General features: G+C 61.2%; 21 protein-coding genes. 11 read left to right on the forward strand and 10 right to left on the reverse strand.

Annotation, left to right across the window (positions count from 1 at the left end; genetic code table 11):
- Nucleotides 1–8 precede the first annotated feature (8 nt).
- Nucleotides 9–1565: a circularly permuted type 2 ATP-grasp protein gene (locus tag ACIQH5_RS01455; RefSeq protein ID WP_062068747.1), complete on the reverse strand. Its 1557-nt coding sequence runs from the start codon at nucleotides 1563–1565 to the stop codon at nucleotides 9–11.
- Nucleotides 1566–1675: 110 nt separating this feature from the next.
- On the opposite strand from ACIQH5_RS01455, the gene ACIQH5_RS01460 reads away from it, so the two are divergent.
- Nucleotides 1676–2725: a YeiH family protein gene (locus ACIQH5_RS01460; protein ID WP_400399623.1), complete on the forward strand. Its 1050-nt coding sequence runs from the start codon at nucleotides 1676–1678 to the stop codon at nucleotides 2723–2725.
- 4 nt (nucleotides 2726–2729) lie between these two features.
- Nucleotides 2730–5333 carry an aminopeptidase N gene (gene pepN, locus ACIQH5_RS01465; protein WP_400399625.1) on the forward strand — a complete coding sequence of 868 codons (2604 nt, stop codon included), beginning with the start codon at nucleotides 2730–2732 and terminating at the stop codon, nucleotides 5331–5333.
- Nucleotides 5334–5360: 27 nt separating this feature from the next.
- Here the strand turns inward: pepN and ACIQH5_RS01470 are convergent, their stop codons facing one another.
- From ACIQH5_RS01470 to ACIQH5_RS01490, 5 genes are all read right to left on the reverse strand, one after another.
- Complete coding sequence (locus tag ACIQH5_RS01470) at nucleotides 5361–6461, reverse strand: biotin/lipoate A/B protein ligase family protein (protein WP_400399626.1); 1101 nt, start codon at nucleotides 6459–6461, stop codon at nucleotides 5361–5363.
- 85 nt (nucleotides 6462–6546) lie between these two features.
- Nucleotides 6547–6804: a type B 50S ribosomal protein L31 gene (locus ACIQH5_RS01475; protein ID WP_017200906.1), complete on the reverse strand. Its 258-nt coding sequence runs from the start codon at nucleotides 6802–6804 to the stop codon at nucleotides 6547–6549.
- 141 nt (nucleotides 6805–6945) lie between these two features.
- Nucleotides 6946–7755: a TrmH family RNA methyltransferase gene (locus tag ACIQH5_RS01480; RefSeq protein ID WP_400399628.1), complete on the reverse strand. Its 810-nt coding sequence runs from the start codon at nucleotides 7753–7755 to the stop codon at nucleotides 6946–6948.
- A 7-nt stretch (nucleotides 7756–7762) separates the two neighbouring features.
- Nucleotides 7763–8548: a sulfite exporter TauE/SafE family protein gene (locus ACIQH5_RS01485; protein WP_400399630.1), complete on the reverse strand. Its 786-nt coding sequence runs from the start codon at nucleotides 8546–8548 to the stop codon at nucleotides 7763–7765.
- A 20-nt stretch (nucleotides 8549–8568) separates the two neighbouring features.
- Nucleotides 8569–9354 carry an ABC transporter ATP-binding protein gene (locus ACIQH5_RS01490; RefSeq protein WP_400399632.1) on the reverse strand — a complete coding sequence of 262 codons (786 nt, stop codon included), beginning with the start codon at nucleotides 9352–9354 and terminating at the stop codon, nucleotides 8569–8571.
- Nucleotides 9355–9465: 111 nt separating this feature from the next.
- Between ACIQH5_RS01490 and serB the strand changes: the two genes are divergently transcribed.
- Nucleotides 9466–10353 carry a phosphoserine phosphatase SerB gene (serB, locus tag ACIQH5_RS01495; protein ID WP_400399634.1) on the forward strand — a complete coding sequence of 296 codons (888 nt, stop codon included), beginning with the start codon at nucleotides 9466–9468 and terminating at the stop codon, nucleotides 10351–10353.
- 379 nt (nucleotides 10354–10732) lie between these two features.
- Nucleotides 10733–11248, forward strand: a complete 516-nt coding sequence (locus ACIQH5_RS01500; RefSeq protein ID WP_400399636.1) for a hypothetical protein — start codon at nucleotides 10733–10735, stop codon at nucleotides 11246–11248.
- A 75-nt stretch (nucleotides 11249–11323) separates the two neighbouring features.
- On the opposite strand, the gene ACIQH5_RS01505 is transcribed toward ACIQH5_RS01500, so the two are convergent.
- The 3 genes from ACIQH5_RS01505 to ACIQH5_RS01515 form a co-directional block, all read right to left on the reverse strand.
- Nucleotides 11324–12814: an ATP-binding cassette domain-containing protein gene (locus ACIQH5_RS01505; RefSeq protein ID WP_400399638.1), complete on the reverse strand. Its 1491-nt coding sequence runs from the start codon at nucleotides 12812–12814 to the stop codon at nucleotides 11324–11326.
- Between the two features lie 333 nt (nucleotides 12815–13147).
- On the reverse strand, nucleotides 13148–13900 hold the full coding sequence (locus ACIQH5_RS01510; protein ID WP_400399640.1) for an SDR family oxidoreductase: 753 nt from the start codon (nucleotides 13898–13900) through the stop codon (nucleotides 13148–13150).
- Nucleotides 13901–14016: 116 nt separating this feature from the next.
- A complete protein-coding gene (locus tag ACIQH5_RS01515; RefSeq protein WP_062068726.1) occupies nucleotides 14017–14742 on the reverse strand; it encodes a beta-ketoacyl-ACP reductase in 726 nt (241 codons plus the stop codon).
- 154 nt (nucleotides 14743–14896) lie between these two features.
- Between ACIQH5_RS01515 and ACIQH5_RS01520 the strand changes: the two genes are divergently transcribed.
- From ACIQH5_RS01520 to ACIQH5_RS01535, 4 genes are read left to right on the forward strand one after another with little or no spacing between them, the layout of a single operon-like run.
- Nucleotides 14897–15394: a DUF3099 domain-containing protein gene (locus ACIQH5_RS01520; RefSeq protein ID WP_400399642.1), complete on the forward strand. Its 498-nt coding sequence runs from the start codon at nucleotides 14897–14899 to the stop codon at nucleotides 15392–15394.
- Nucleotides 15391–15666 carry a hypothetical protein gene (locus ACIQH5_RS01525; RefSeq protein ID WP_400399644.1) on the forward strand — a complete coding sequence of 92 codons (276 nt, stop codon included), beginning with the start codon at nucleotides 15391–15393 and terminating at the stop codon, nucleotides 15664–15666. The genes ACIQH5_RS01520 and ACIQH5_RS01525 overlap by 4 nt, the downstream gene beginning before the upstream one ends.
- Nucleotides 15667–16533 carry an SURF1 family protein gene (locus ACIQH5_RS01530; RefSeq protein ID WP_400399646.1) on the forward strand — a complete coding sequence of 289 codons (867 nt, stop codon included), beginning with the start codon at nucleotides 15667–15669 and terminating at the stop codon, nucleotides 16531–16533.
- Nucleotides 16517–17002 (forward strand): YbaK/EbsC family protein, encoded by a 486-nt coding sequence (locus ACIQH5_RS01535; protein ID WP_400399648.1) that lies wholly within the window; start codon nucleotides 16517–16519, stop codon nucleotides 17000–17002. The genes ACIQH5_RS01530 and ACIQH5_RS01535 overlap by 17 nt, the downstream gene beginning before the upstream one ends.
- A gap of 81 nt (nucleotides 17003–17083) precedes the next feature.
- Here the strand turns inward: ACIQH5_RS01535 and ACIQH5_RS01540 are convergent, their stop codons facing one another.
- Entirely contained in the window at nucleotides 17084–18682 is a 1599-nt protein-coding gene (locus ACIQH5_RS01540) for an ABC-F family ATP-binding cassette domain-containing protein (protein ID WP_062068715.1), read from the reverse strand.
- 275 nt (nucleotides 18683–18957) lie between these two features.
- On the opposite strand from ACIQH5_RS01540, the gene ACIQH5_RS01545 reads away from it, so the two are divergent.
- The 3 genes from ACIQH5_RS01545 to ACIQH5_RS01555 are packed head-to-tail and all read left to right on the forward strand — an operon-like array spanning nucleotide 18958 to nucleotide 20965.
- Nucleotides 18958–19587 carry a biotin transporter BioY gene (locus tag ACIQH5_RS01545; protein ID WP_400399649.1) on the forward strand — a complete coding sequence of 210 codons (630 nt, stop codon included), beginning with the start codon at nucleotides 18958–18960 and terminating at the stop codon, nucleotides 19585–19587.
- Between the two features lie 17 nt (nucleotides 19588–19604).
- Nucleotides 19605–20342 carry an energy-coupling factor ABC transporter ATP-binding protein gene (locus ACIQH5_RS01550; RefSeq protein WP_400399651.1) on the forward strand — a complete coding sequence of 246 codons (738 nt, stop codon included), beginning with the start codon at nucleotides 19605–19607 and terminating at the stop codon, nucleotides 20340–20342.
- Nucleotides 20339–20965: an energy-coupling factor transporter transmembrane component T family protein gene (locus ACIQH5_RS01555; RefSeq protein ID WP_400399653.1), complete on the forward strand. Its 627-nt coding sequence runs from the start codon at nucleotides 20339–20341 to the stop codon at nucleotides 20963–20965. Before ACIQH5_RS01550 ends, ACIQH5_RS01555 begins: the two co-directional genes overlap by 4 nt.
- Nucleotides 20966–20972 lie beyond the last annotated feature (7 nt).

A 20972-nucleotide genomic window follows, 5' to 3' on the forward strand; every position in this document is an offset into this window, starting at 1 on the left:
GAGTGCTATCACTGCTGCTGCTCCGTTTGGCGGTCACGCCAGTTACTTTCCACCGGCCACACAGATACTTGCTCACGGACCGTGACGGACTGGCGGGGAATGATCTCAGCCGGCAGTTGCGGTGAGTCGGCCAGAACCCAGGTGTCCTTGGAACCGCCGCCCTGGCTGGAGTTCACAATCAAGGAACCCTCCTTGAGCGCCACCCGGGTGAGGCCACCAGGAAGGACCCAAACGTCGTCGCCGTCGTTGACTGCGAAGGGACGCAGGTCCACGTGGCGTGGTCCGAATTTGTCTCCGGAGAGCGTGGGGACCGTGGAGAGCTGCAGGACCGGCTGTGCGATCCAACCCCGGGGATCGGCAATGACGCGCTTGCGCAGGGCGTCCAGCTCATCCTTGGTGGCGTCCGGTCCAATGACCAATCCTTTGCCACCGGAACCGTCCACGGGTTTGACCACCAATTCGTCGAGGCGGTCCAGAACATGCTCCCTGGCTTCCTTTTCCTCAAGCCGGAAAGTGTCAACATTGGCGATGATCGGCTCTTCGTGAAGGTAGTACCGGATCAGGTCAGGCACGTAACTGTACACGAGCTTGTCGTCGGCTACGCCGTTGCCCACAGCGTTGGCAATAGTCACTCCCCCGGCACGTGCGGCGTTGACCAATCCCGGGCAACCGAGCATGGAATCCGAGCGGAACTGCAGCGGGTCCAGGAAGTCGTCATCGATGCGCTTATAGATGACATCCACCCGCTGCTCGCCGGCAGTGGTCCGCATGTAGACACGGTTGCCACGGCAAATGAGGTCACGGCCTTCAACGAGCTCCACGCCCATGAGCCCTGCAAGGAGGGTGTGCTCAAAGTAGGCGCTGTTGAAGACACCAGGTGTCAGGACAACCACGGTGGGATCGTCCACGCCGGCGGGAGCGGTTTTGCGCAGAGCGGAGAGGAGCCGCCGGGGATACTCCTCCACCGGCCTGATGTGCTGTTGGCCGAACGCCTCGGGCAAGCCCTTAGCCATGGCGCGCCGGTTCTCCAGGACGTAACTGACGCCTGAAGGTACGCGGACGTTGTCCTCCAGCACGCGGAAGGTCCCGGCTGCATCCCTAACAACGTCAATGCCCGAGACATGGACGCGAACGCCACCCGAGGGCTCAAAGCCGTGCACCGCGCGGTGGAAATGCGCGCTGGTTGTCACCAACTGCCGCGGAATCACGCCATCGGTGACCACGGCCATTCGTCCGTAAACGTCATTGAGGAAAGCTTCCAGGGCTTTGACGCGCTGGGCAACACCGCGCTCCAGCACATCCCACTCATCGGCGGGAATGACGCGCGGGACAATATCCAGGGGAAACGGCCGCTCCTCCCCCGCATAGTCAAAGGTCACGCCACGGTCCAGGAACGTGCGTGCCATGGAGTCGGCACGGGCGGTGACATCGGCCAGGGAAAGCTCGCGGAGAGCCCCGGAAACCTGACCGTAGGATCTTCTGGCTACGTGGCCTTGGGTAAACATCTCGTCATAGGCGCCACTGCGGGCAGCGGCCTCGGAGTAATCCTGGAATAGGTCAGACATGGGATTCAGGTAATCACCTTTTTGAGTCGAGCGCATTACGCGCTGGTTGTGTCGCCGTTTCCGGGTCCTCCCGGTTCGCCTTCCGTGCCCCCATCCGGCAGGGTTGAGGCATGCCCTACAAGAGTCTTGCGCCCCAGCTGTCCCGGCTGGGGCCCGGGTTGGTCCTGAGCATCGCCGCAACGGGTCTTGCCTTCGCCATTCACGGCGTTTTTCCGGCGGTACCTGCCATGACACTCGCCGTGGCCTTGGGTTTGCTCTCAGCCAATATACCGGGCACGGCTGTCTTGACCGCGGGGCGCGCCCGGCCGGGCCTGGACTTCGCCGGAAAGCACCTCATGCGTGCCGGGATCGTGCTTTTGGGCCTCAAGGTCAGCATCGGTGACGTCCTCGGCCTGGGGTGGCTGTCCCTGCTCCTGATCGCAGGTGTTGTCCTGATCAGCTTCGCGGGAACCTATGGGCTGGCGCGTTTGCTTCGCCTCCCCGGCGAAGCCGCCATCCTCATCGCCACCGGCTTTTCCATCTGCGGCGCCTCCGCGATCGGTGCGATGGCGGCCGTGCGCCGCATCAAGCATCAAGACACCGTGCTCCCCGTGGCGCTCGTAACGCTCTGCGGAACTCTTGCCATCGGTGTACTGCCGCTGCTCATGCACCCCCTGAATCTCAATCCCGAACAATTCGGAGCCTGGACCGGCGCCTCGGTGCACGACGTCGGCCAGGTGGTGGCCACGGCGCAAACAGCTGGTACATCGGCGCTGGCGGTGGCCGTCGTCGTCAAATTGACGCGCGTGGTCCTGCTGGCACCGGTTGCCGCTGCCGCCGGGGTGCACCAACGAATCGTCCATGTGAGGAAGCGCAGCAACGGCGGGGACGATCCGGCTGATGGTGTCGACGGGCGGTTCCCGCCGATTGTCCCCCTGTTTGTGGTGGGATTCCTCGCCATGGTGGCACTCCGTTCCCTGGGGTGGTTGCCGCAGGCGGGCCTGGAAATTGCAGCTGTTGTCCAGGATATTCTGCTGGCAACGGCCCTGTTCGGGCTGGGTTCGGCGGTGCGGGTACGCACCCTGATTCACACGGGAGGCCGCGCCGTCCTGGTGGCGCTGGGCTCTTGGCTGCTCATCGCCTCTTTGGGCCTGGGGGCCGCGTGGATCATGATTAGATAGCTGTGTGTCGAATCACAATCTCTCGCGCGATGACGCCGCAATCCGTTCAGCCCTGATCACCACCCACAGCTATGACGTCACACTCGATGTCCGCGACGCGGCAGATCCCGCCGTCGCCGGATATTCGAGCACCAGCACTGTTACCTTCTCAGCCGAACCTGGCTCCGCCACCTTCCTGGATTTCATCAGCGGCGGCGTCGAGTCAGTGGTGCTGAACGGCCGGAGACTGGACGTGGAGTCAGTGGTGGACCGCGACAGGATCATCCTGGAAGGCCTCGCCGCCGAGAACACCGTGACGTTGACCGGGACGGCGCTCTACAGCCGCTCCGGCGAGGGCATGCATCGCTTCGTGGACCCCGCGGACGGCCAGTGCTACCTCTACACACAGTACGAACCTGCGGACAGCCGCCGCGTCTTCGCCAATTTCGAACAGCCGGACCTCAAAGCCGAATTTACTTTCCACGTGATTGCCCCCGTCGGTTGGGAAGTTGCGTCCAACGGAGTTGAGGAGGCACGCACACCGGTACCGGGACATCCCACCGCCGCGCAGTGGGATTTCGCCCCTACCAAGCGAATGTCCACCTACATCACCACCGTGTTGGCCGGTCCCTACTTCAAGGCCACCGATCATTGGGGAGCAAACCTCGACGACGGCACCCGGCTGGACGTGCCGCTGGCACTTTTCTGCCGGGCTTCCTTGGCCGGCTCGTTCGATTCCGATCAGCTGTTCCGTTTGACCAAGAGCGGACTGGAGTTCTTCAACAACCTCTTCGCCTACCCCTATCCCTGGGGCAAATACGATCAGGCGTTTGTGCCCGAATACAACCTCGGTGCCATGGAAAACCCCGGGCTGGTGACGTTCACAGAGAAGTACGTCTACGCCTCACGGGCCACCGACGCCCAGTACCAAGCCCGCGCCAATACCCTCATGCACGAGATGGCCCACATGTGGTTCGGGGACCTGGTGACCATGAACTGGTGGGATGACCTCTGGCTCAAAGAGTCGTTCGCCGACTACATGGGGACCCTGGGCGTGGACCGCGCCACGGACTGGGACACCGCGTGGGTGAATTTCGCCAGCAAGCGCAAAGCCTGGGCCTACCTGCAGGATCAACTGCCCACCACCCACCCGATCGTGGCGGACATCCCGGACCTTGAGGCAGCCAAACAAAACTTCGACGGCATTACCTACGCCAAGGGCGCTTCGGTCCTGAAGCAGCTCGTGGCCTATGTCGGTTTTGATGCCTTCATCGCGGGGTCCCGTCAGTACTTCCGGGATCATGCCTTCGGGAACACTTCCCTTCAGGATCTCCTGGCGGCCCTCAGTGTAGCCTCAGGCAGGGATCTTTCCGGATGGGCACGGCAATGGCTGCAGACATCCGGCATCTCCACTATTTCGGCTGAGATGGTGGAAGACGACGGGATGCTCGGTGCGGTAACGCTCCGGCAGGACGCCATAGATCCCCTCACCGGTCACCAGGAACTCCGCCCGCATCGTATGCGGCTGGGCCTGTATGACGCCGATTCAACCGGTGCCTTGGTAAGGACCGAAAGCATCGACGTTGACGTTGCAGGGCCCAGCACATTGCTGACGGAATTGCGCGGAAAGCGCCGGCCGGCGCTGCTCCTGGTTAACGATGATGACCTCAGTTACGTCAAAGTCCGGCTGGACAGCGGGTCCGAACACACGGTCCGGACGTCGCTGAACAGGATTTCGGATCCTATGGCACGTGCTCTCTGCTGGACTGCGCTCTGGGATTCGGCCAGGGATGGCGTGACACCGGCGGCCCGTTACGTGACCGCCGTCGAGCAATTCGCGCCTTCGGAAACGGGTATAGGTGTCCTGCTTAACGTGCTGGGCAACGCTGCCAGTGCCATCGAGCGCTACGTCCCCGCGGCCACGCGCGAGGGCGTGCGGAAGGATTTTCTGGGCGTAGCCGCTGAGCAGTTGATGACTGCTGTTCCCGGCTCTGACCAGCAACTTGCCTGGGCCAGGACCGTGGCCGAGGTTTCCAGGCACGGTGACAGCCAGCTCCCCCTGGTGCGGGGAATCCTGGAAGGGACCACCGTGGTGGAAGGCCTGGCCGTGGACGCTGAACTGCGCTGGAGCCTGTGGCAGGCGCTGGCAGCCCATGGGCAGGCGACTCTCGCTGAGTTGGACCGGGAGCTTGACGCTGATACCACGGCCTCGGGCAGGGAAGGCCATGCTCTGGCCTCGGCCGCCCGTCCGGAGGCATCAATCAAGGCAGCCGCCTGGGACTCCACCGTCAACAGCACTGGTCTTTCCAACGAGATCCTCAGCGCCACGATCGCGGGGTTCGTTGCTGCTCCCGGAAATCTCCTGGAACGCTATGTGGAGCCCTACTTTGATTGCCTTGAACGTGTTTGGTCCGAACGCAGCATTGAAATCGCGGGCCGGATTGTCCGGGGCCTCTTTCCCGGAGCACAGAATCTCACCGAAGGCATGCGGCCCGCCGAGCACCCGGTCCTGCTGAGGACGGATCGTTGGCTTCATGAGCATCCAGGTGCTCCCCGTGCCCTGCGGCGCATCATCATCGAGCAACGGAGCCACTTGCTGAGGGCGTTGACCGCACAAGCGGCTGGGTGACCGCACAGGCCGTTGTGCGGAAATGTCCTAGGGAACCCGGTTCAACCATTCCTCTGTGCCGAACTTGTCCTCCACGAGCTTCCTGGCTTCGTCGAGTTCACTGTCGGTGAGCCGGGATTCAACCGCACCATATCGCTCGGCGAAGACTTCCTGCATGGCGGCGATGATTGCCGACCTTGCGAGACCCGTCTGGCGACGCAAGGGATCCACGCGCTTCTTGGCGCTCCTGGTTCCTTTGTCCGAGAGCTTCTCCTTGCCGATGCGCAGGACATCCACCATCTTGTCCGCGTCGATGTCATAGCTCATGGTGACGTGATGGAGCATGCCGCCGTTGGCGAGCCGTTTCTGTGCCGCGCCGCCGATCTTGCCTTGATCCGTGGCAATGTCATTCAGGGGCACGTAGAAGGCCGTAATACCCAGCTTCTTCAGTGCGGCCATGACCCAGGCATCCAGGAAAGCGTAGGAGTCGGCAAAGCTGATGCCGTCCACCAGCGTCTGAGGCAGGTACAGCGAATAGGTGATGCAGTTGCCAGCCTCCATGAACATGGCACCGCCACCGCTTATGCGACGCACCACGGAAATACCGTGCCGCGCGACGCCGTCCGGATCCACCTCGTTCCGAACGGATTGGAAGCTGCCGATCACCACGGAAGGCTCCTCCCAGTCCCAGAACCTCAGCGTGGGGTTCCGCTGCCCCGCGCCCACTTCCTCGGTGAGAACTTCGTCCAAGGCGACATTAACCTGTGTGGGCAGGACTAACGGCGGGATGACTTCCCACTGATGGTCCGCCCAGCTCGTCGCCTTGGACAGTGCCCTACGGACCGTCACAGCCACGGCTTCTGCAGAGAACCCAAAGAGCACAGCCCCTTCGGGCAGGCCTCCTGCCACAGCCGCGGCGATGTCTGCTGCTGTGGAGGTTTCCGGGAGTCCCGTCAATGCCTGGTTGATGTCCTGCAGGGCCTCATCAGGCTCCAGGAAGAAATCCCCGCTCAGGGAGACGTTGGAGAAACGTCCGCCCGCCACCTCCAGGTCCACCACCACGAGTTTGCCCCCGGGGACCTTATATTCCCCGTGAAGGCGGGTGTCGTCGTCGTGATGGTGTGCTTGCGGAGCGGGGTGGGAAGTCATGCTTCCCATCTTGCCGGAAAACGCAAAGGCCCGCATTGCCGGAATCCGGCGATGCGGGCCTTCGAAAAGCCTTGGGGTGAAGTGGTTACTTCTTGCCGCCGAAGCCCTTGAAGCGAGCGTTGAAGCGCTCGACGCGGCCTGCGGAGTCCATGATGCGCTGCTTGCCCGTGTAGAACGGGTGGGACTCCGAAGAGATTTCGACGTCGATAACCGGGTAGGTGTTTCCGTCTTCCCACTCGATGGTCTTCGAGGAAGACACGGTGGACTTGGTCAGGAACTGCGTACCGGAGGCCAGGTCGTTGAAGACAACAGCTTCGTACTTCGGGTGGATATCAGACTTCATAATGGGACCTTTTGTTCACGCAACTGGATTTTGCCAGCTGCCAGGTATGAATGGAGGTGGTCCTTGGCTGCAATGTGAACATTCCAGCGGGCGGGCCAACAACCAATCATAGCCGAAACGGCCATGCCCGACGAACCGGAGTCAATCCTGCGGCCGAAGCTCCCAAAATGCCACTGCCGAAGCGGCGGCGACATTAAGTGAGTCCACCCCTGCACGCATGGGTATCTTCACAGCGAGGTCGACGGCGGCCAGCGTCTCTTCACTCATGCCGGCACCCTCGGTCCCCAGCACCAAGGCGAGTTTCGGGTAGTTCTTGGCGGCGAGTTCGTCCAGGTTCAGCGCATCATCAGTCAGCTCCATGGCGGCCACCGTGAAGCCTTGCTCCTGCAGGCTTGCCAAGCCGGCGGGCCAGCTTTCCAGGCGTGCCCACGGTATTTGGAAGACCGTGCCCATGCTGACGCGGACGCTGCGCCTGTACAGCGGGTCGCCGCACCTGGGCGAGACGAGCACGGCGTCCACACCCAGCGCCGCAGCTGAGCGGAAGATGGCGCCCACGTTGGTGTGGTCCACGATGTCCTCCAGCACGGCGATTCTCCTGGCGTTGACCAAGAGGTCCTTTAGCGGGACCGGGGCAGGTCTGTGCATCGCAGCCATCGCTCCGCGATGCAGGTGGAAGCCGGTGATCTCTTCCAACAGCGAAGCTTTGCCAATGAATACGGGAACGTCAGGATGGGCCTTGAAGACGTCGTCAAGATCTTCCAGCCACTTCTCCGCCAGGAAAAAGGAACGGGGCTGATGGCCTGCCGCCAGTGCCCTGCGGAGGACCTTGGAGGATTCGGCGATGTACATGCCTTCGCGTGGCTCGCGCAACTTCCTGAGGTGTACATCTGTGAGGGTGGTGTAGTCCGTCACCCGGGGGTCGTTGGCGGACTCGAGATAGTGGAACGTCACCGATTGATTATTTCAGCAGGTTGGCGATCATGAAGCCAAGGGCCACGATGCCGAGGGTGAAGATGACTGCCCTGAGAACCCGGGGCGACAACTTCCGGCCCACTTTGGAACCCACAAGCCCCCCGATGGTGGAGCTTACGGCGATGAGCAGGACTACCAGCCAGTTGATGCGGTCAAAGGCGAAGATCAGGTACGAAATGGCAGCCACCATGTTCACGCCCAGCACCAGGAAGTTCTTCATGGCGTTGGCATTTTGCATGGTCCCGGAGAGGAACACACCCAGAATCCCCACCAGCAGGATCCCTTGTGCAGCCACGAAGTAGCCGCCGTAGACACCGGCGAAGTAGACCAGGACCACCAGGAGAACGCCATGGCTCCGGTCCCGGATGGCATGCTCGGGGTTCTGTTCCCGGCTGCGAACCCAAGCCTGCAGCTTGGGCTGGAACAGCACCATCAGGAGGGCCAGCACCAAGAGGACGGGGGCCACGTAATGGAAGACCTTCTCCGGCAGATGCAGCAAAAGCCATGCGCCCGTGATGCCGCCCAGCAGGGAGGCCGGAAGCAGCTTCATCAGCTGCCTTCCCCTGCCTGCCAACTCACGCCGATAGCCCCATGCCCCTGCGGCCGTTCCAGCCACCAGGCCCATGGCGTTGCTCATGGACGCGACAACCGGTGTCACGCCCAGTGCTATGAGCACGGGGAACGTCACCAGTGTGCCGGAGCCGACTACGGCATTGATGGTACCGGCCCACAAGCCCGCGAAAAAGATCAGGATGCTGCTAAGAATCTCCACAGTAAGTTACCGAACCCCGCCTAGCGTCGGGCAGTGGCCGTGTAGCGGCCGGCGTTTTCAGAAACATCCAGGGCAAGGCCGAAGGTGTTGCTGAGGTGCTCGTCGGTGAGGACTTCCTTGATGGTGCCGGCAGCGACCACTCCGCCTTCGCGGAGCAGCATGGCATGCGTGAATCCCGGCGGCACTTCCTCAAGGTGATGGGTAACAAGGACCATGGCAGGCGCTGCTTCGTCACTGGCGAGTTCGCCCAGCTTATGAACCAATTCTTCACGGCCACCCAAGTCGAGGCCTGCTGCGGGTTCGTCGAGCAGCAGAAGCTCGGGGTCGGTCATCAGTGCACGGGCAATCTGGACGCGCTTGCGCTCACCCTCGGACAGGGTGGCAAAGGTGCGGTTCAAGAGGGGGCCCATCCCCCAGTCGTTGAGCAAAGCGAAGGCGCGGCGTTCGTCGTCGCGTTCGTAGCCCTCACGCCAGCGGCCGGTGACGCCATAGGCAGCTGTGACCACGACGTTCAAAACGTTCTCGTGTTCGGGGATCTGGTTGGCAAGTGCTGCCGAGGAAAGTCCGATCCGGGGCCGCAGCTCAAACACGTCCACGCGGCCCAGGGTCTCATCGAGGATCCCGGCCTTGCCACTGCTTGGGTGCAGGCGGGCGGCGGCAATCTGGAGGAGGGTGGTTTTACCGGCTCCATTGGGTCCCAGGATGACCCAGCGTTCGCCTTCGTTGACCTGCCAGTCAACCTTGTCCAGCAGGGTCTTCTTGCCTCGGACAACGCTGACGGAAGCCAATTCCAGAACATCACTCATAGCAGTAGACACTAGGACAAAAATCCATATGACTGATAACCGGTGGCGGTGCAGGCTTTGTATCGCGAAACGAATTCGGGCGCGTGCGGCGCCCTCAGTAGGATTGGGGCCATGACTTCGAACTTGGCTGCAGTCAGCTATGGCGTGAACTTGTCCCCCGAATCCCTCGACAATGTGCGGAAGACGCTGGCCGAAGCCGGCGCGGCAGTGTCATCGGAATCACATGGTGGAGACGAGCGCTTCGGAGTACACACGGCCGGTCTCACGGTGGGGACGGATACGGAGCTCAGGACCCTGCGGCGGCTGGTGGCAGAGGCCGCAGAAGCAGGGGTTGATACAGCCATAGTGCCTGAAGCCCTGCGCGAAGCCGCCCGGAAGCTCTTGATCATGGATGTTGATTCCACGCTGATACAACAAGAAGTCATCGAACTGCTGGCAGCGCACGCAGGCAAACGCGAGGAAGTCGCTGCCGTTACCGAAGCTGCAATGCGTGGCGAGTTGGACTTTGCCCAGAGCCTCCACGCCCGTGTTGCCGTCCTTGCGGGCCTGCCTGCCGCCGTCGTCGATTCTGTTCGCCAGGAGGTGCGCCTCAGCCTGGGCGCGGCAGAACTTGTGGCGGCCTTCAAGAAGGCAGGCCATGTGGTGGCGGTTGTCTCCGGAGGATTCAACCAAATCCTGGGTCCTATCGCTGATGAACTCGGCTTGGACTACTGGATCGCCAACGAGCTTGAAATCGTCGACGGCGCGTTGACCGGTAAGGTGCTGGGTGCGGTCATCGATAGAGCAGCCAAGGAAAAGTACTTGCGCGAGTGGGCGGCCGCTGAAGGAATCAGCCTTGAGCACACTATTGCGGTGGGTGACGGTGCCAATGACCTGGACATGCTCAGTGCTGCCGGCATCGGAGTCGCCTTCAATGCAAAACCTGCTGTCCGTGCGGTGGCCGACGCTGTGATTACCATGCCGTATCTGGACGCCGTCCGGCACATAGCCAACGTCTGAACCCACGGCGTCGCAGCCTGACGTCACCATATTTCCTCTCGCCAAAGCACCGGCGCGGTTACCCGCCGGTGCTTTCGCGTACCCGGAGGCTGCAGCACGTCCACTCGAAGTAGGAATGCAACTGTGTGTCAGTAAAGCCAATTTCGTGACGCGAAAACAGCAAGAATTAATTAATTTTTCGCTCATTTGTTGATGGGTTCATTCCTGGCCTGGACTGCAATAGATTTTTGTTCTGTTGAGGTAAAAGTTGTGTAATGTGAAGACCATTATCAATATCTCCGCATAGTAAGCGGCAGTCAGGAATGACGAAATGCGAGGGCAGGAAGTGAATCGTTCGGAGCGTACATGGAAATGGTGGAAACGCGACGAAGGATTCGAAGTGACTGCCTCCGGCCAAGGCGAGCCTGACGGGTATCCATCACCCTTCCACGAGATTCTCCACCTGGATCTCTACGGAGATGACCCGACCCGAATTGCCAACGTCACGAGCACTGCTGATTACTCAACAGAACAGGAACAACCCGATATGAGCACACTGGACGAAGCTATTAAGCAACTGCTGGCCATCGAAGGATCCACTGGTGCTGCGGTGGTGGACTACTCCAGCGGCATGGCCTTGGCCCAGGGTGGAAATCCCGGTTTCGACCTCGGCGTTGCTGCTGCGGGCAACTCAAACGTGGTGAGCGCCAAGTTGCGGACCATGGCCGACTTAAGTCTTGACAGCGACATCGAAGACATTCTTATTACCCTGGGTACCCAGTACCACCTCATCAATGTGCTGAACTCAACGGCATCCAAGGGCCTTTTCGTCTACCTGGTGCTTGACCGTACCTACGCAAACCTGGCGCTGGCCCGGCACAAGCTCAAGAATCTGGCCAAGGACATCACCATCTGATTTCCGGTGTAAAGGCGAAGGGGCGGTGGCGCATGATGCGCCACCGCCCCTTTCCCGTCTCGGGAATGCAAGACGTCAAGTCCTCACGCGGCGGGCCTCGCTGCGGCCCGATTCGAACTTCACACCCAGCATATGGTGCACCAGGACGTCCTCATTGGTATTGGCATTGGCTTCAATAGTGACAAGTTCGCCGTCGCGCATTACGCCCACCCGGTGGCACCAGCTGATCAGTTCGGACAAGTCAGAGGACAGGAGTATGACGGCTACGCCTGTCTGGCTGAGCTCCTTGAGCATCTGATAGACGGCTTCCTTTGCGCCGATGTCGATTCCGCGGCTCGGATGGCTGAGGATCAAGAGGTCACAACCTGTGGTCATCCATTTGGCAAGCTGCACTTTCTGGCGGTCGCCGCCGGAAAGCGTGCTGAGGTTGCCATGGATGTTGGTAGTGCTGATGCGCATGCGTTGAACGAGGTCGGCAACTCCACGAAGCTGTGTGATCTCGTCCCGAAGACTCGGCTCCCCTTCTTCACCACTTCGCTGAAGGCCCTCAACGATGGTCCCCGTAGCCTCGCCATCGTTCACAGTGTCGGAAAGATAGCCGATGTTCAGACGTCGGGCATCCTGGACGGTCCGAATCTTCGCTTCTTGACCGTGCATCAGGATCTGCCCAGAGGTACTGGGGCGGACGCCGGCCAGGGCTTCGACCAACTCGTAGACGCCCGAGCGATGCGTTCCCACCAAACCAAAAATTTCGCCCTTGGCCACGTTGAAGGTAACGTCCCGAACCCTGTCCCCCGTACTGAGGCTCACTACCCGCAGGACCTCATCCCCCTCGGCGGGGTCGCTGGGCCTGGGGCTGCCCTCCAGCTCGTGCTGAAGCAACAGGAAGGCAAGTTCGTCAACGTCGGTATGGCTGGCTTCCAGAATTTTGTGCACCCGGCCTTCCCGAAGGACAGCTATGCGGTGCCCAATGGATCGGACCTCATCCAGGCGATGCGTGATGTAGATGATGGCCCGTCCCTGCCTGACCAGCATGCGCAGCACCTGATGCAGCACGGCGACGTCATGGTCCGGAAGCGAGGCGGCAACCTCGTCCATGATGACCAGCTGGGCCTCTTCGGCAACCATCCTCAGGACCTCCACGAGGGCTTGCTCGGCACGAATGAGCGAACCAACCTTGGTGTCGGGATCCAAGCTGACGCCGATGTCCCGTATCAGCTTGCTTGCTTGGTCGCGGAGTTCGGCGTGGGGCTTGGCTGCTTGAAAAGTTCCACGAAAAATAGCGCTTGCAATGGTTAGCTGGGGGTCGATCCTGAAGTTCTGCGGAATGAGTCCGACGCCGCACGCTTGCGCTTCCTCAACGGTTTCCGGCCGGTACTTTTCCCCCGCGAGCGTCATCAGCCCGGCGTCGTGTTGATGCGAGCCGGCCACCACTCCCATCAGAGTGGTTTTTCCAGCTCCGTTGGTTCCGATTAAACCCAGTATCTCGCCGCGTCGCACCGAGAGCCCGACGCCCTTGAGGATTCGCCGATGTTCATACGAGGCATGAATATCATCTGCGTGCAATAACAGGTCCAAAGAAAGCTCCTAATGCAAAGGGATAAAAATCGCCCCTGCGTCAACCCTGAAGCTTCCATCTGCTGCCTAAGGTGGCCGATGCGGCATAAACTCCCCACCCGGGATTGGGCTGCCGTCTGGTAATCAAGGACGAGGGCGCCTTTGAGAGTCAATCAGATGAATTCCCTTAATGCAAAGCGGCATAAGTAGAACAACAATTCGCAATTCGTGACGCGAAAATTGGAATAATTTATGAAATTGTCATTTTCGATGGCCCAGGGCTGGAGAAACAGCAGCGGCCCGGGACTCATGTCCCGGGCCGCTGCTGAAGGTGTGTGCCGGCTACTCGGCCGTCTTGTCGAAGTAGTCGGCTCCGCCCACGTATTCAGTGTGGCCGGATTCGACGTCGGCGGTCACCATTTTGGCAACCTCGGCAGCAAACTCCTCTACGGAGTACAGCTTCCCGGCTTCTGCGCGGCGCGCTTCGATGGCTCCTGGATTGGAGCGATCAAGCAAGGTGGCCGTAACGGTGCCCTCAATCATGTCGCCGGATACAACCACCAGTGAGATGCCCTTGTCTGCAAGGTTGGGCAGAAGGGCGCGCAGGGCGTCCTCACCGGCGCGCTTGCTCTTCGCCACAGGCTCGTACTCGGGCATGGTGGGCACGGTCTCCACAAAGTGCGCCTGGTGGCTGGTTACAAAGACCACCCGGGAGCCTTCGGGCATAAGGGGAACTGCCGCATTGAGCATGTTGACCTGGGCATCGCGGTTCAGTTTGAGTGCGTAGCCTTCCTCCATGCCGGATTCCATCCCGCCGGAGGCGTTGAGGACCAGGATATCCAGGGAGCCGAATTCCTCCATGGCGGTGCTTGCCAGTGCGTGAACACCTTCATCGGTAGTGAGGTCTGCGCCGACCGCGGCAGCACGACCACCCGCTGCTTGGATCCCGGCAACTACCTTATTGGCGCGAGGGGCCTTCTGGCGGTAGTTGACCACGACGGCGGCACCCTGGCCGGCGAGGATCTTGGCAACTTCGGCGCCGATTCCACGGGAGGATCCCGTGACGATTGCAGTCTTGTTATCCAGCGTTCCCATTCGTGCTCCTTTTGTTCACTTCATCCAAATTCCATGGGCTCGGGTTCCATCATGCCAGCGGCATGTCAGAAATCCGTTGTCGGGCCCGCACAAAAACTGCTCTGCAAGCTAGTTGCCTAGTGGCCCATCCCCAAGCCGCCATCCACCGGAATAACGGCGCCGGAAATGTACGCGGCTTCGTCACTCGCAACCCAGCGCACAACGTTGGCTACCTCGGAGGCTTCGGCGAAGCGTCCGGCCGGAACATTGGCCAGGTAGGACTTCTGGGTATCCTCCGGCAATTCGGCAGTCATGTCTGTGTTGATGAAACCGGGAGCAACGACGTTGGCCGTGATGCCGCGGCTGCCGAGTTCACGCGTCAGGGAGCGGGCGATGCCCACCATGCCTGCCTTGGAAGCGGAGTAGTTGATCTGTCCGGGAGCGCCGTAAAGGCCGGAGACGGAGGAAATGAGGACAACGCGGCCCTTCCTCAAGCGGATCATGCCCTTCGAGGCGCGCTTGATGACTCGAAAGGCGCCGGTGAGGTTGGTGTCCAGAACTGACGTGAAGTCGTCCTCGCTCATTCGCAACAGCAGCGTGTCTTTGGTGATGCCAGCGTTGGCAACCAGCACCTCCACCGGCCCGTGGGCCTCTTCGACGATCTTGAAGGCAGCGTCAATTGATGCCTCGTCCGTGACATCGGCCTTCACCCCCAGGATGCCCTCAGGCAGTTCTGATTCACTTCGGTAGGTGACGGCAACCTTGTCGCCGTTGGCAAGGAAGGACTCGGCAATGGCGAGGCCGATGCCCCGGTTGCCGCCGGTAATAAGAACGCTGCGGCCGGTGGATACTGCTTCAGACATACTTTCGCTCCAGGTTCCGCGGCAATGCCATGCCGCTATGAGAGAGGGATTTTCCTGTGTTGATCCTATCTGCAGCCTGGTGCAACCCGCGGGTAACCGGCCATCAACGTGGTTTGGGCGGTTAGGGCCTTGGTGAGAGAATTGAGGAAGGCCTTTGGAGCGTGATGATTCAGTTGTGACACGAGAAAACAGTCCCCTGCAGCAAGTGCCCGGGGAACCGGACGCTGTTTCCGGCGACCCCGAAGTCCACAGCATCACAGATGCCGCTGCCGCGCACTCCGAAGACATGCGTGATCGCATGATCAAGTACGCCGTAGCCATGGGTATCCGCATGGTCTGTATCGTCCTGATTTTCGTGGTTGACGGCTGGTTCAAGATCATTGCGATCGCGGGTGCTGTCTTCCTGCCGTGGATTGCGGTGGTCATAGCGAACGGCAACGACAAAGCCGAGGACCATAGCGAGTCCTTGCTGGATTACGTGGCCGTCCCTGAAATAGAACGTTCCCCTGAGCCTGAAGAACCTTCTGTGGACGCGCCAACAGTGCTCCAAGGCGAACTGGTGGATGACGAAGCACCAGACGAACCATCTGACCCTGGCACGGGTCTTGCAAGCGATGCCGGAGATCCCGGCGACGAACGGGCGGCTTCATGAACATCTTCAACCTCGGCGGCACAAGTTCGGCCGGCCGGGATTCCGAACGCGCCACCGGGCCGGCGTTGTGCTCCCGGAAAGGTTGCCGGGCCGGCGCGCAGTGGCAACTTCTGTGGAACAATCCCCGCATCCACACCCCGGACCGCCGCAAGGTGTGGCTTTCGTGCAGCGAACACCGGGACTGGCTTGAGGATTACCTGCAGACGCGTGGGCTCTGGAAAGAAACACTGCCGTTCGCGGCCAATGATGCAACAGTGAATGAGGCCGGCTGAATGTACCGTTTTCTGTTCTCCAGCAAATGGCTGGGGTACTTCGTGCTGGCTGTTATTTTCGCCACAGCCTGCGTTTTCCTGGGGCGCTGGCAGATGGACCGCAGGGCTGAGACGCTGGCGGAAATCAATCGCGTGGTGAGTAACTACTCGGCCACCCCGGTGCCCTACGCGGAGATCAAGGACGAGTTCAATGCCTTGGACCCTGAGCGGGAATGGACGCAGGTTGAACTGCGCGGCAGCTACGACCTCGAGGGGCAGCGGGTTGTGCGCAACCGGCCGTTGAACGGCCAGCCAGGCTACGACGTCGTGGTTCCTTTCAGGCTGACTACAGGAGAAGCCGTAGTGATCGACCGCGGGTGGCTGCCCATCGGCAACAACACACCAGGCCGTCCTGACGTCATCCCTGCTCCTCCGGTGGGCGAGATCACTGTGGTGGCACGCCTCAAGCCCGCCGAACCCAAGCTGGACCGTGGCGCTGTGGATGGCCAACTGGCCTCCATCGACCTCGCAAGTTTCGCAGGAGAACTCCCCTATCCAATCGCCACAGGTGCATACGGACAGTTGGCCAGCGAAAGCCCTGCGGTGCAGCCCATGCCCACGCCCTTCCCCAAGCCAGCGACTGAAGAGGGCACGCACCTCTCCTACTCCCTGCAGTGGTTCGCTTTCGGAGTCCTGATGTTCATCGGCTTCGGATACGCTGCACGGCAACAAGCCCGCAACGCAGCCATCGATGCCGAAGACGAAGAGGACGAGCAGATCATCTCGGCAGGCGGCACGCCCAAGAAACGCGCGCCGGCTCCCCGGAAGAATAAACGTCCCACGTCCGAGGAAGAGGAAGACGCAATTCTGGATGCACAAGGCTACTGATCCGGTTCACGATCCGGTGCTCAACGTCCGGTCCGCATTGACCGCCGCCGGCGCCGAGGACACCGTCCGGACCTTCGAGGACAAGGTCCCTACAGCGGCCGCCGCAGCATTGGCGCTGGGCTGCGATGTAGCGGCGATCACTAACAGCCTGATTTTCGAACTCGATGGCGAGCCCCTGCTCATCCTCGCCAGCGGTGCGGCGAAGGTGGACACGGGGCTTGTGGCGGAGAAACTGGGGACCGGCAAGATCCGCCGCGCAAAACCCGACTTCGTGCTGGAACACACAGGCCAGGAAGTAGGCGGAGTAGCGCCAGTGGGCCATCCCCGAAAGATCAGGACGCTTCTGGACGTCTCACTCGTGGCGCACCCGGTCCTCTGGGCCGGCGCAGGAGATCACAACTCGATGTTCTCCATCAGCTACGAGGAACTAAAGACCATCACCAACGCTGAGGAACTCCAAGTCCGTTAGCTGCATCAGCCTGCGGGGGGTGATCCAATCGCGAGCACGCGGCAGATCATGCGCGCCGCGCAGCGGTCCGCCAAGCGAGTCTTACGCCAGCGTGATGAGATCCAGGTAGTCCTCGTTCCAGTGGTCTTCAACACCGTCCGGGAGCAGCACAACGCGCTCCGGGTTCAGTGCTGACACGGCACCTTCATCGTGGCTGACCATGACGACGGCGCCACTGTAGTTCTTGAGCGCCCCCAGGATTTCTGCGCGGCTGGCAGGGTCCAGGTTGTTGGTGGGCTCGTCAAGGAGCAGCACGTTGGCGCTGGAAGCCACAATGGTGGCCAGAGCCAGGCGTGTCTTTTCACCGCCGGAGAGGACGCCGGCGGGCTTGTCCACGTCGTCGCCGGAGAACAGGAACGAACCCAGGATTCCGCGGACTTCGGCGTCTTTCATGTCAGGAGCCGATGACCGCATGTTTTCGAGGACCGTGCGGTCGACGTCGAGCGTCTCATGCTCCTGGGCGTAGTAGCCCACCTTGAGGCCGTGGCCGGGGATGATGTCGCCGGTATCCGGCTTATCCACACCGGCGAGCATGCGCAGGAGGGTGGTTTTTCCGGCACCGTTGAGGCCGAGGATGACCACTTTGGACCCACGGTCGATTGCCAGATCCACGTCGGTGAAAATCTCCAGCGAACCGTAGGACTTGCTCAGACCTTCCGCGGTCAAGGGGGTCTTGCCGCAGGGTGAGGGATCCGGGAACCGCAGTGCGGCTACGCGATCGTTTTCGCGCACTGCTTCCAAGCCACTCAGAAGCCGCTCAGCACGCTTGGCCATGTTCTGGGCAGCCACGGCCTTGGTGGCCTTGGCGCGCATCTTATTGGCTTGGTCAATCAGGACCTGGGCCTTCTTCTCGGCGTTGGCCCTCTCGCGCTTCCGGGCGCGCTCGTCTGTTTCGCGCTGGAGCAAGTAGCGCTTCCAGTCCATGTTGTAGTAGTCGATCTGGGCGCGGTTGGCATCCAACAGGAACACTTTGTTCACCGTCGCCTCGAGCAAGTCCGTGTCGTGGCTGATCACGATCAGGCCACCCTGGTGGTTCTTGAGGAAGTCGCGCAACCACGTGATGGAGTCGGCGTCGAGGTGGTTGGTGGGTTCGTCCAAGAGCAGGGTCTCGGCGTCGGAGTACAGGATGCGCGCCAACTCCACACGGCGGCGCTGGCCACCGGAAAGGGTCTTGAGCGGCTGGTTGAGGAGGCGATCCGGCAACGCAAGGTTGGAGGAGATCGCAGCAGCTTCAGCTTCCGCTGCGTAGCCACCGCCTGAGAGAAACTCGGCCTCCAGGCGGTCATAGCGATTCATGGCTTTACGCTGGACGGCCGCGTCATCGCTTGCCATATCCTCGTGGGCCTTCTTCAGCTTGCCCACCACCACATCCAGGCCGCGGGCCGAAAGGATGCGGTCCCGGGCGAGCTGTTCCATGTCCGGAGTCCGTGGATCCTGCGGAAGGTAGCCGATCTCACCGCTGCGGGTGACCTTACCGCCTGCGGGGAGCCCTTCGCCGGCGAGGACCCGGGTAAGGGTGGTTTTGCCGGCACCGTTACGTCCGACGAGTCCAATCTTGTCCCCTTTGTCCACCCTGAAGTTGACCTGGTCCATGAGCAGGCGTGCGCCGGCGCGGAGTTCGAGGTCCTGGACGGTAATCAATTCGGGTGATGCCTTTCAATGGGGAACGCTCGCGGGGACCGGTGGGTCCAATAAGTGCGGCGGGGACGGCCGTGAGAACAGCCTGTTCAAGTCTACCGGTACCAAGGCCACGGCCTGACATCGGGCCTTCCAGCAGGAAACTGTGCTGACGGCCAAAGAATTCCGGGTCAGTGTTGTGGAAAGACTCCAAAATTCCGAATCCGTTCCCTCCGTACTCTCGACAACAGGGGAAACAAGAACATTCATCGCATCGCATTACACCCGATAGGACCGTCATGAGCCAGACCAATTCTTCCACTTCCGCTGCCACACCGCAGCGAACCGCGTCCTCGCGAAAACGCTGGAACGCCACAGACCTGGGCCTCATCGCAGTTTTCGCTGCCCTCGTAGCGGCCTCGGCGATCGTCCCGGGCATCCCGGTAGGTGCCCTTGGGGTTCCCATCACTTTGGTGACGTTGACGGTGATGCTCAGTGGACTGGTGCTCGGAGCCGGGCGCGGTTTCGCCGCCGTCGGGCTTTACGTGTTGCTCGGCTTCGCCGGCCTGCCGATCTTCAGTGGCGGCCGCAGCGGTTTGGGCATCCTTGCCACGCCCTCCGCCGGTTACATCATTGCGTTCCCGCTGGCGGCAGCCGCGACCGGCTACCTGGCATCAGTGGTCATCCGCAGGACGGTCAAGTTCCGTGCGCTGTGGCTCTTCGCAGCGACGATGGTGAGCAGCATCGTAGTTATTCACGCCCTCGGCGTCCTGGGCATGATGGTCAATGCCAAGTTGGATTTCACCAAGGCCTTCCTCGCAGACCTCCCCTTCGTCCCCGGCGATATCATTAAGAACGTCCTGGCCGTGATCATCGCCGTGGCAATCCACAAAGCCTTCCCGGATGTCTTGGTACGCCGGGTCAAGTAAGCGGGAACAATCACTCCATGAATTCCATCAGTTTCAGCAGGGTTTCGGTGCGTGTCGCAGTCGATGGCAGTGACACCCCCAAAACCCTGCTGCACCATTTTTCCCTGGACCTCACAGAACGCAGGATCGGAGTCATCGGCGCCAACGGCTCAGGGAAGTCCACGCTGCTGCGGCTCGTGAATGGCTTGGTTGAACCGAGCGAAGGCACGGTAGTAGTCCACGGAGATGACACTCTTGCCGACGTCCGCCGTGTGCGGGGCAATGTAGGTTTTGTTTTTACCGATCCCCTGTCCCAGCTGGTCATGCCCACGGGGCGGGAGGACGTTGAGCTTTCCCTGCGCCGTTCAATCAAGAACTCCAAGGAGCGCGCGGCCCGGGCCGAAGCCGTCTTGGATCGCTTCGGCCTGCTGCATCTGGCCGATCAAAGCATCTATGAACTGTCCGGTGGTGAAAGGCAGCTACTGGCCTTGGCCGCAGTCCTTGCAGTGGATCCCACGGTCCTGGTTCTCGACGAACCGTCCACCCTCCTGGATCTCCGGAACCGCGAACTCCTGCGCCGCACAGTCGCTGGCCTGGATCAACAAGTCATCATGTCCACGCACGATCTCGACTTGGCCTTGGACATGGACAGGGTGCTGGTAGTGGAGGCCGGCCGCATCGTGTTCGACGGCGGCGCTGCTGAGGGCGTCGCCCGTTACCGCGAGCTTTGCGCGGCTCCCCTGCCCGGTGCCGGCTTGGGCGATGTGTCCAGGTGAGAGGGCATGGCTTCCTGATTGCGAATTACGTCCGTGGACATTCGATCATCCACCGCACTCCACTGTGGCTGAAATTTCTGGTTGTAGCAGCCTGCGGAGCGGCGTCTTTCCTCATTGTGGACTGGGCCGTGTCGCTGGTGATCTTCGCCGTCATGTGTGGATTATTCATGCTGACGGGAGCCGGTTTCGGCCGCCTGCTGAGGGCCATTTGGTTGGTGGCGCCCATCCTGCTGGTCATCGGACTCTTCCAATGGTGGCAACTCGGCGGGCCCACCGCGTCACGCATCGTGTTGAATGTGCTGGTCTGCGTAGTGGCAGCTTCGGTCCTCACCGCAACTACTCCCGTGCAGGATCTGCTGGACGGCGTGGTGGCGTTGGCAAAACCGTTCCGGCGTTTCGGTGCCGATCCTGAACGATTCGCTTTGACCATCGCAGTGATGCTCAGGAGCATTCCCTTCATAGCCGGTGCCTTCTCTGACGTAAGGGACTCAGCGCGGGCACGCGGGCTTGAACGCAATCCCCGCGCACTGGTTCTCCCTGTCTTCATCACCACTGTTGCGTATGCACGCCAAACCGGTGATGCTTTGGCGGCCCGCGGATTGGGCGAACCGGAGAGGGACTAAACCGGCG

The sequence above is a fragment of the Paenarthrobacter sp. NPDC091711 genome, from assembly GCF_044756605.1.
Classification (GTDB): Bacteria; Actinomycetota; Actinomycetes; order Actinomycetales; family Micrococcaceae; genus Arthrobacter.

Coding starts and splice junctions, on each gene's coding strand:
- ACIQH5_RS01455 (WP_062068747.1), bottom strand. CDS start 1,565: ATGTCTGACCTATTCCAGGATTACTCCGAGGCCGCTGCCCGCAGTGGC.
- ACIQH5_RS01460 (WP_400399623.1), top strand. CDS start 1,676: ATGCCCTACAAGAGTCTTGCGCCCCAGCTGTCCCGGCTGGGGCCCGGG.
- ACIQH5_RS01470 (WP_400399626.1), bottom strand. CDS start 6,461: ATGACTTCCCACCCCGCTCCGCAAGCACACCATCACGACGACGACACC.
- ACIQH5_RS01475 (WP_017200906.1), bottom strand. CDS start 6,804: ATGAAGTCTGATATCCACCCGAAGTACGAAGCTGTTGTCTTCAACGAC.
- ACIQH5_RS01490 (WP_400399632.1), bottom strand. CDS start 9,354: ATGAGTGATGTTCTGGAATTGGCTTCCGTCAGCGTTGTCCGAGGCAAG.
- serB (WP_400399634.1), top strand. CDS start 9,466: ATGACTTCGAACTTGGCTGCAGTCAGCTATGGCGTGAACTTGTCCCCC.
- ACIQH5_RS01510 (WP_400399640.1), bottom strand. CDS start 13,900: ATGGGAACGCTGGATAACAAGACTGCAATCGTCACGGGATCCTCCCGT.
- ACIQH5_RS01515 (WP_062068726.1), bottom strand. CDS start 14,742: ATGTCTGAAGCAGTATCCACCGGCCGCAGCGTTCTTATTACCGGCGGC.
- ACIQH5_RS01525 (WP_400399644.1), top strand. CDS start 15,391: ATGAACATCTTCAACCTCGGCGGCACAAGTTCGGCCGGCCGGGATTCC.
- ACIQH5_RS01530 (WP_400399646.1), top strand. CDS start 15,667: ATGTACCGTTTTCTGTTCTCCAGCAAATGGCTGGGGTACTTCGTGCTG.
- ACIQH5_RS01535 (WP_400399648.1), top strand. CDS start 16,517: ATGCACAAGGCTACTGATCCGGTTCACGATCCGGTGCTCAACGTCCGG.
- ACIQH5_RS01545 (WP_400399649.1), top strand. CDS start 18,958: ATGAGCCAGACCAATTCTTCCACTTCCGCTGCCACACCGCAGCGAACC.
- ACIQH5_RS01550 (WP_400399651.1), top strand. CDS start 19,605: ATGAATTCCATCAGTTTCAGCAGGGTTTCGGTGCGTGTCGCAGTCGAT.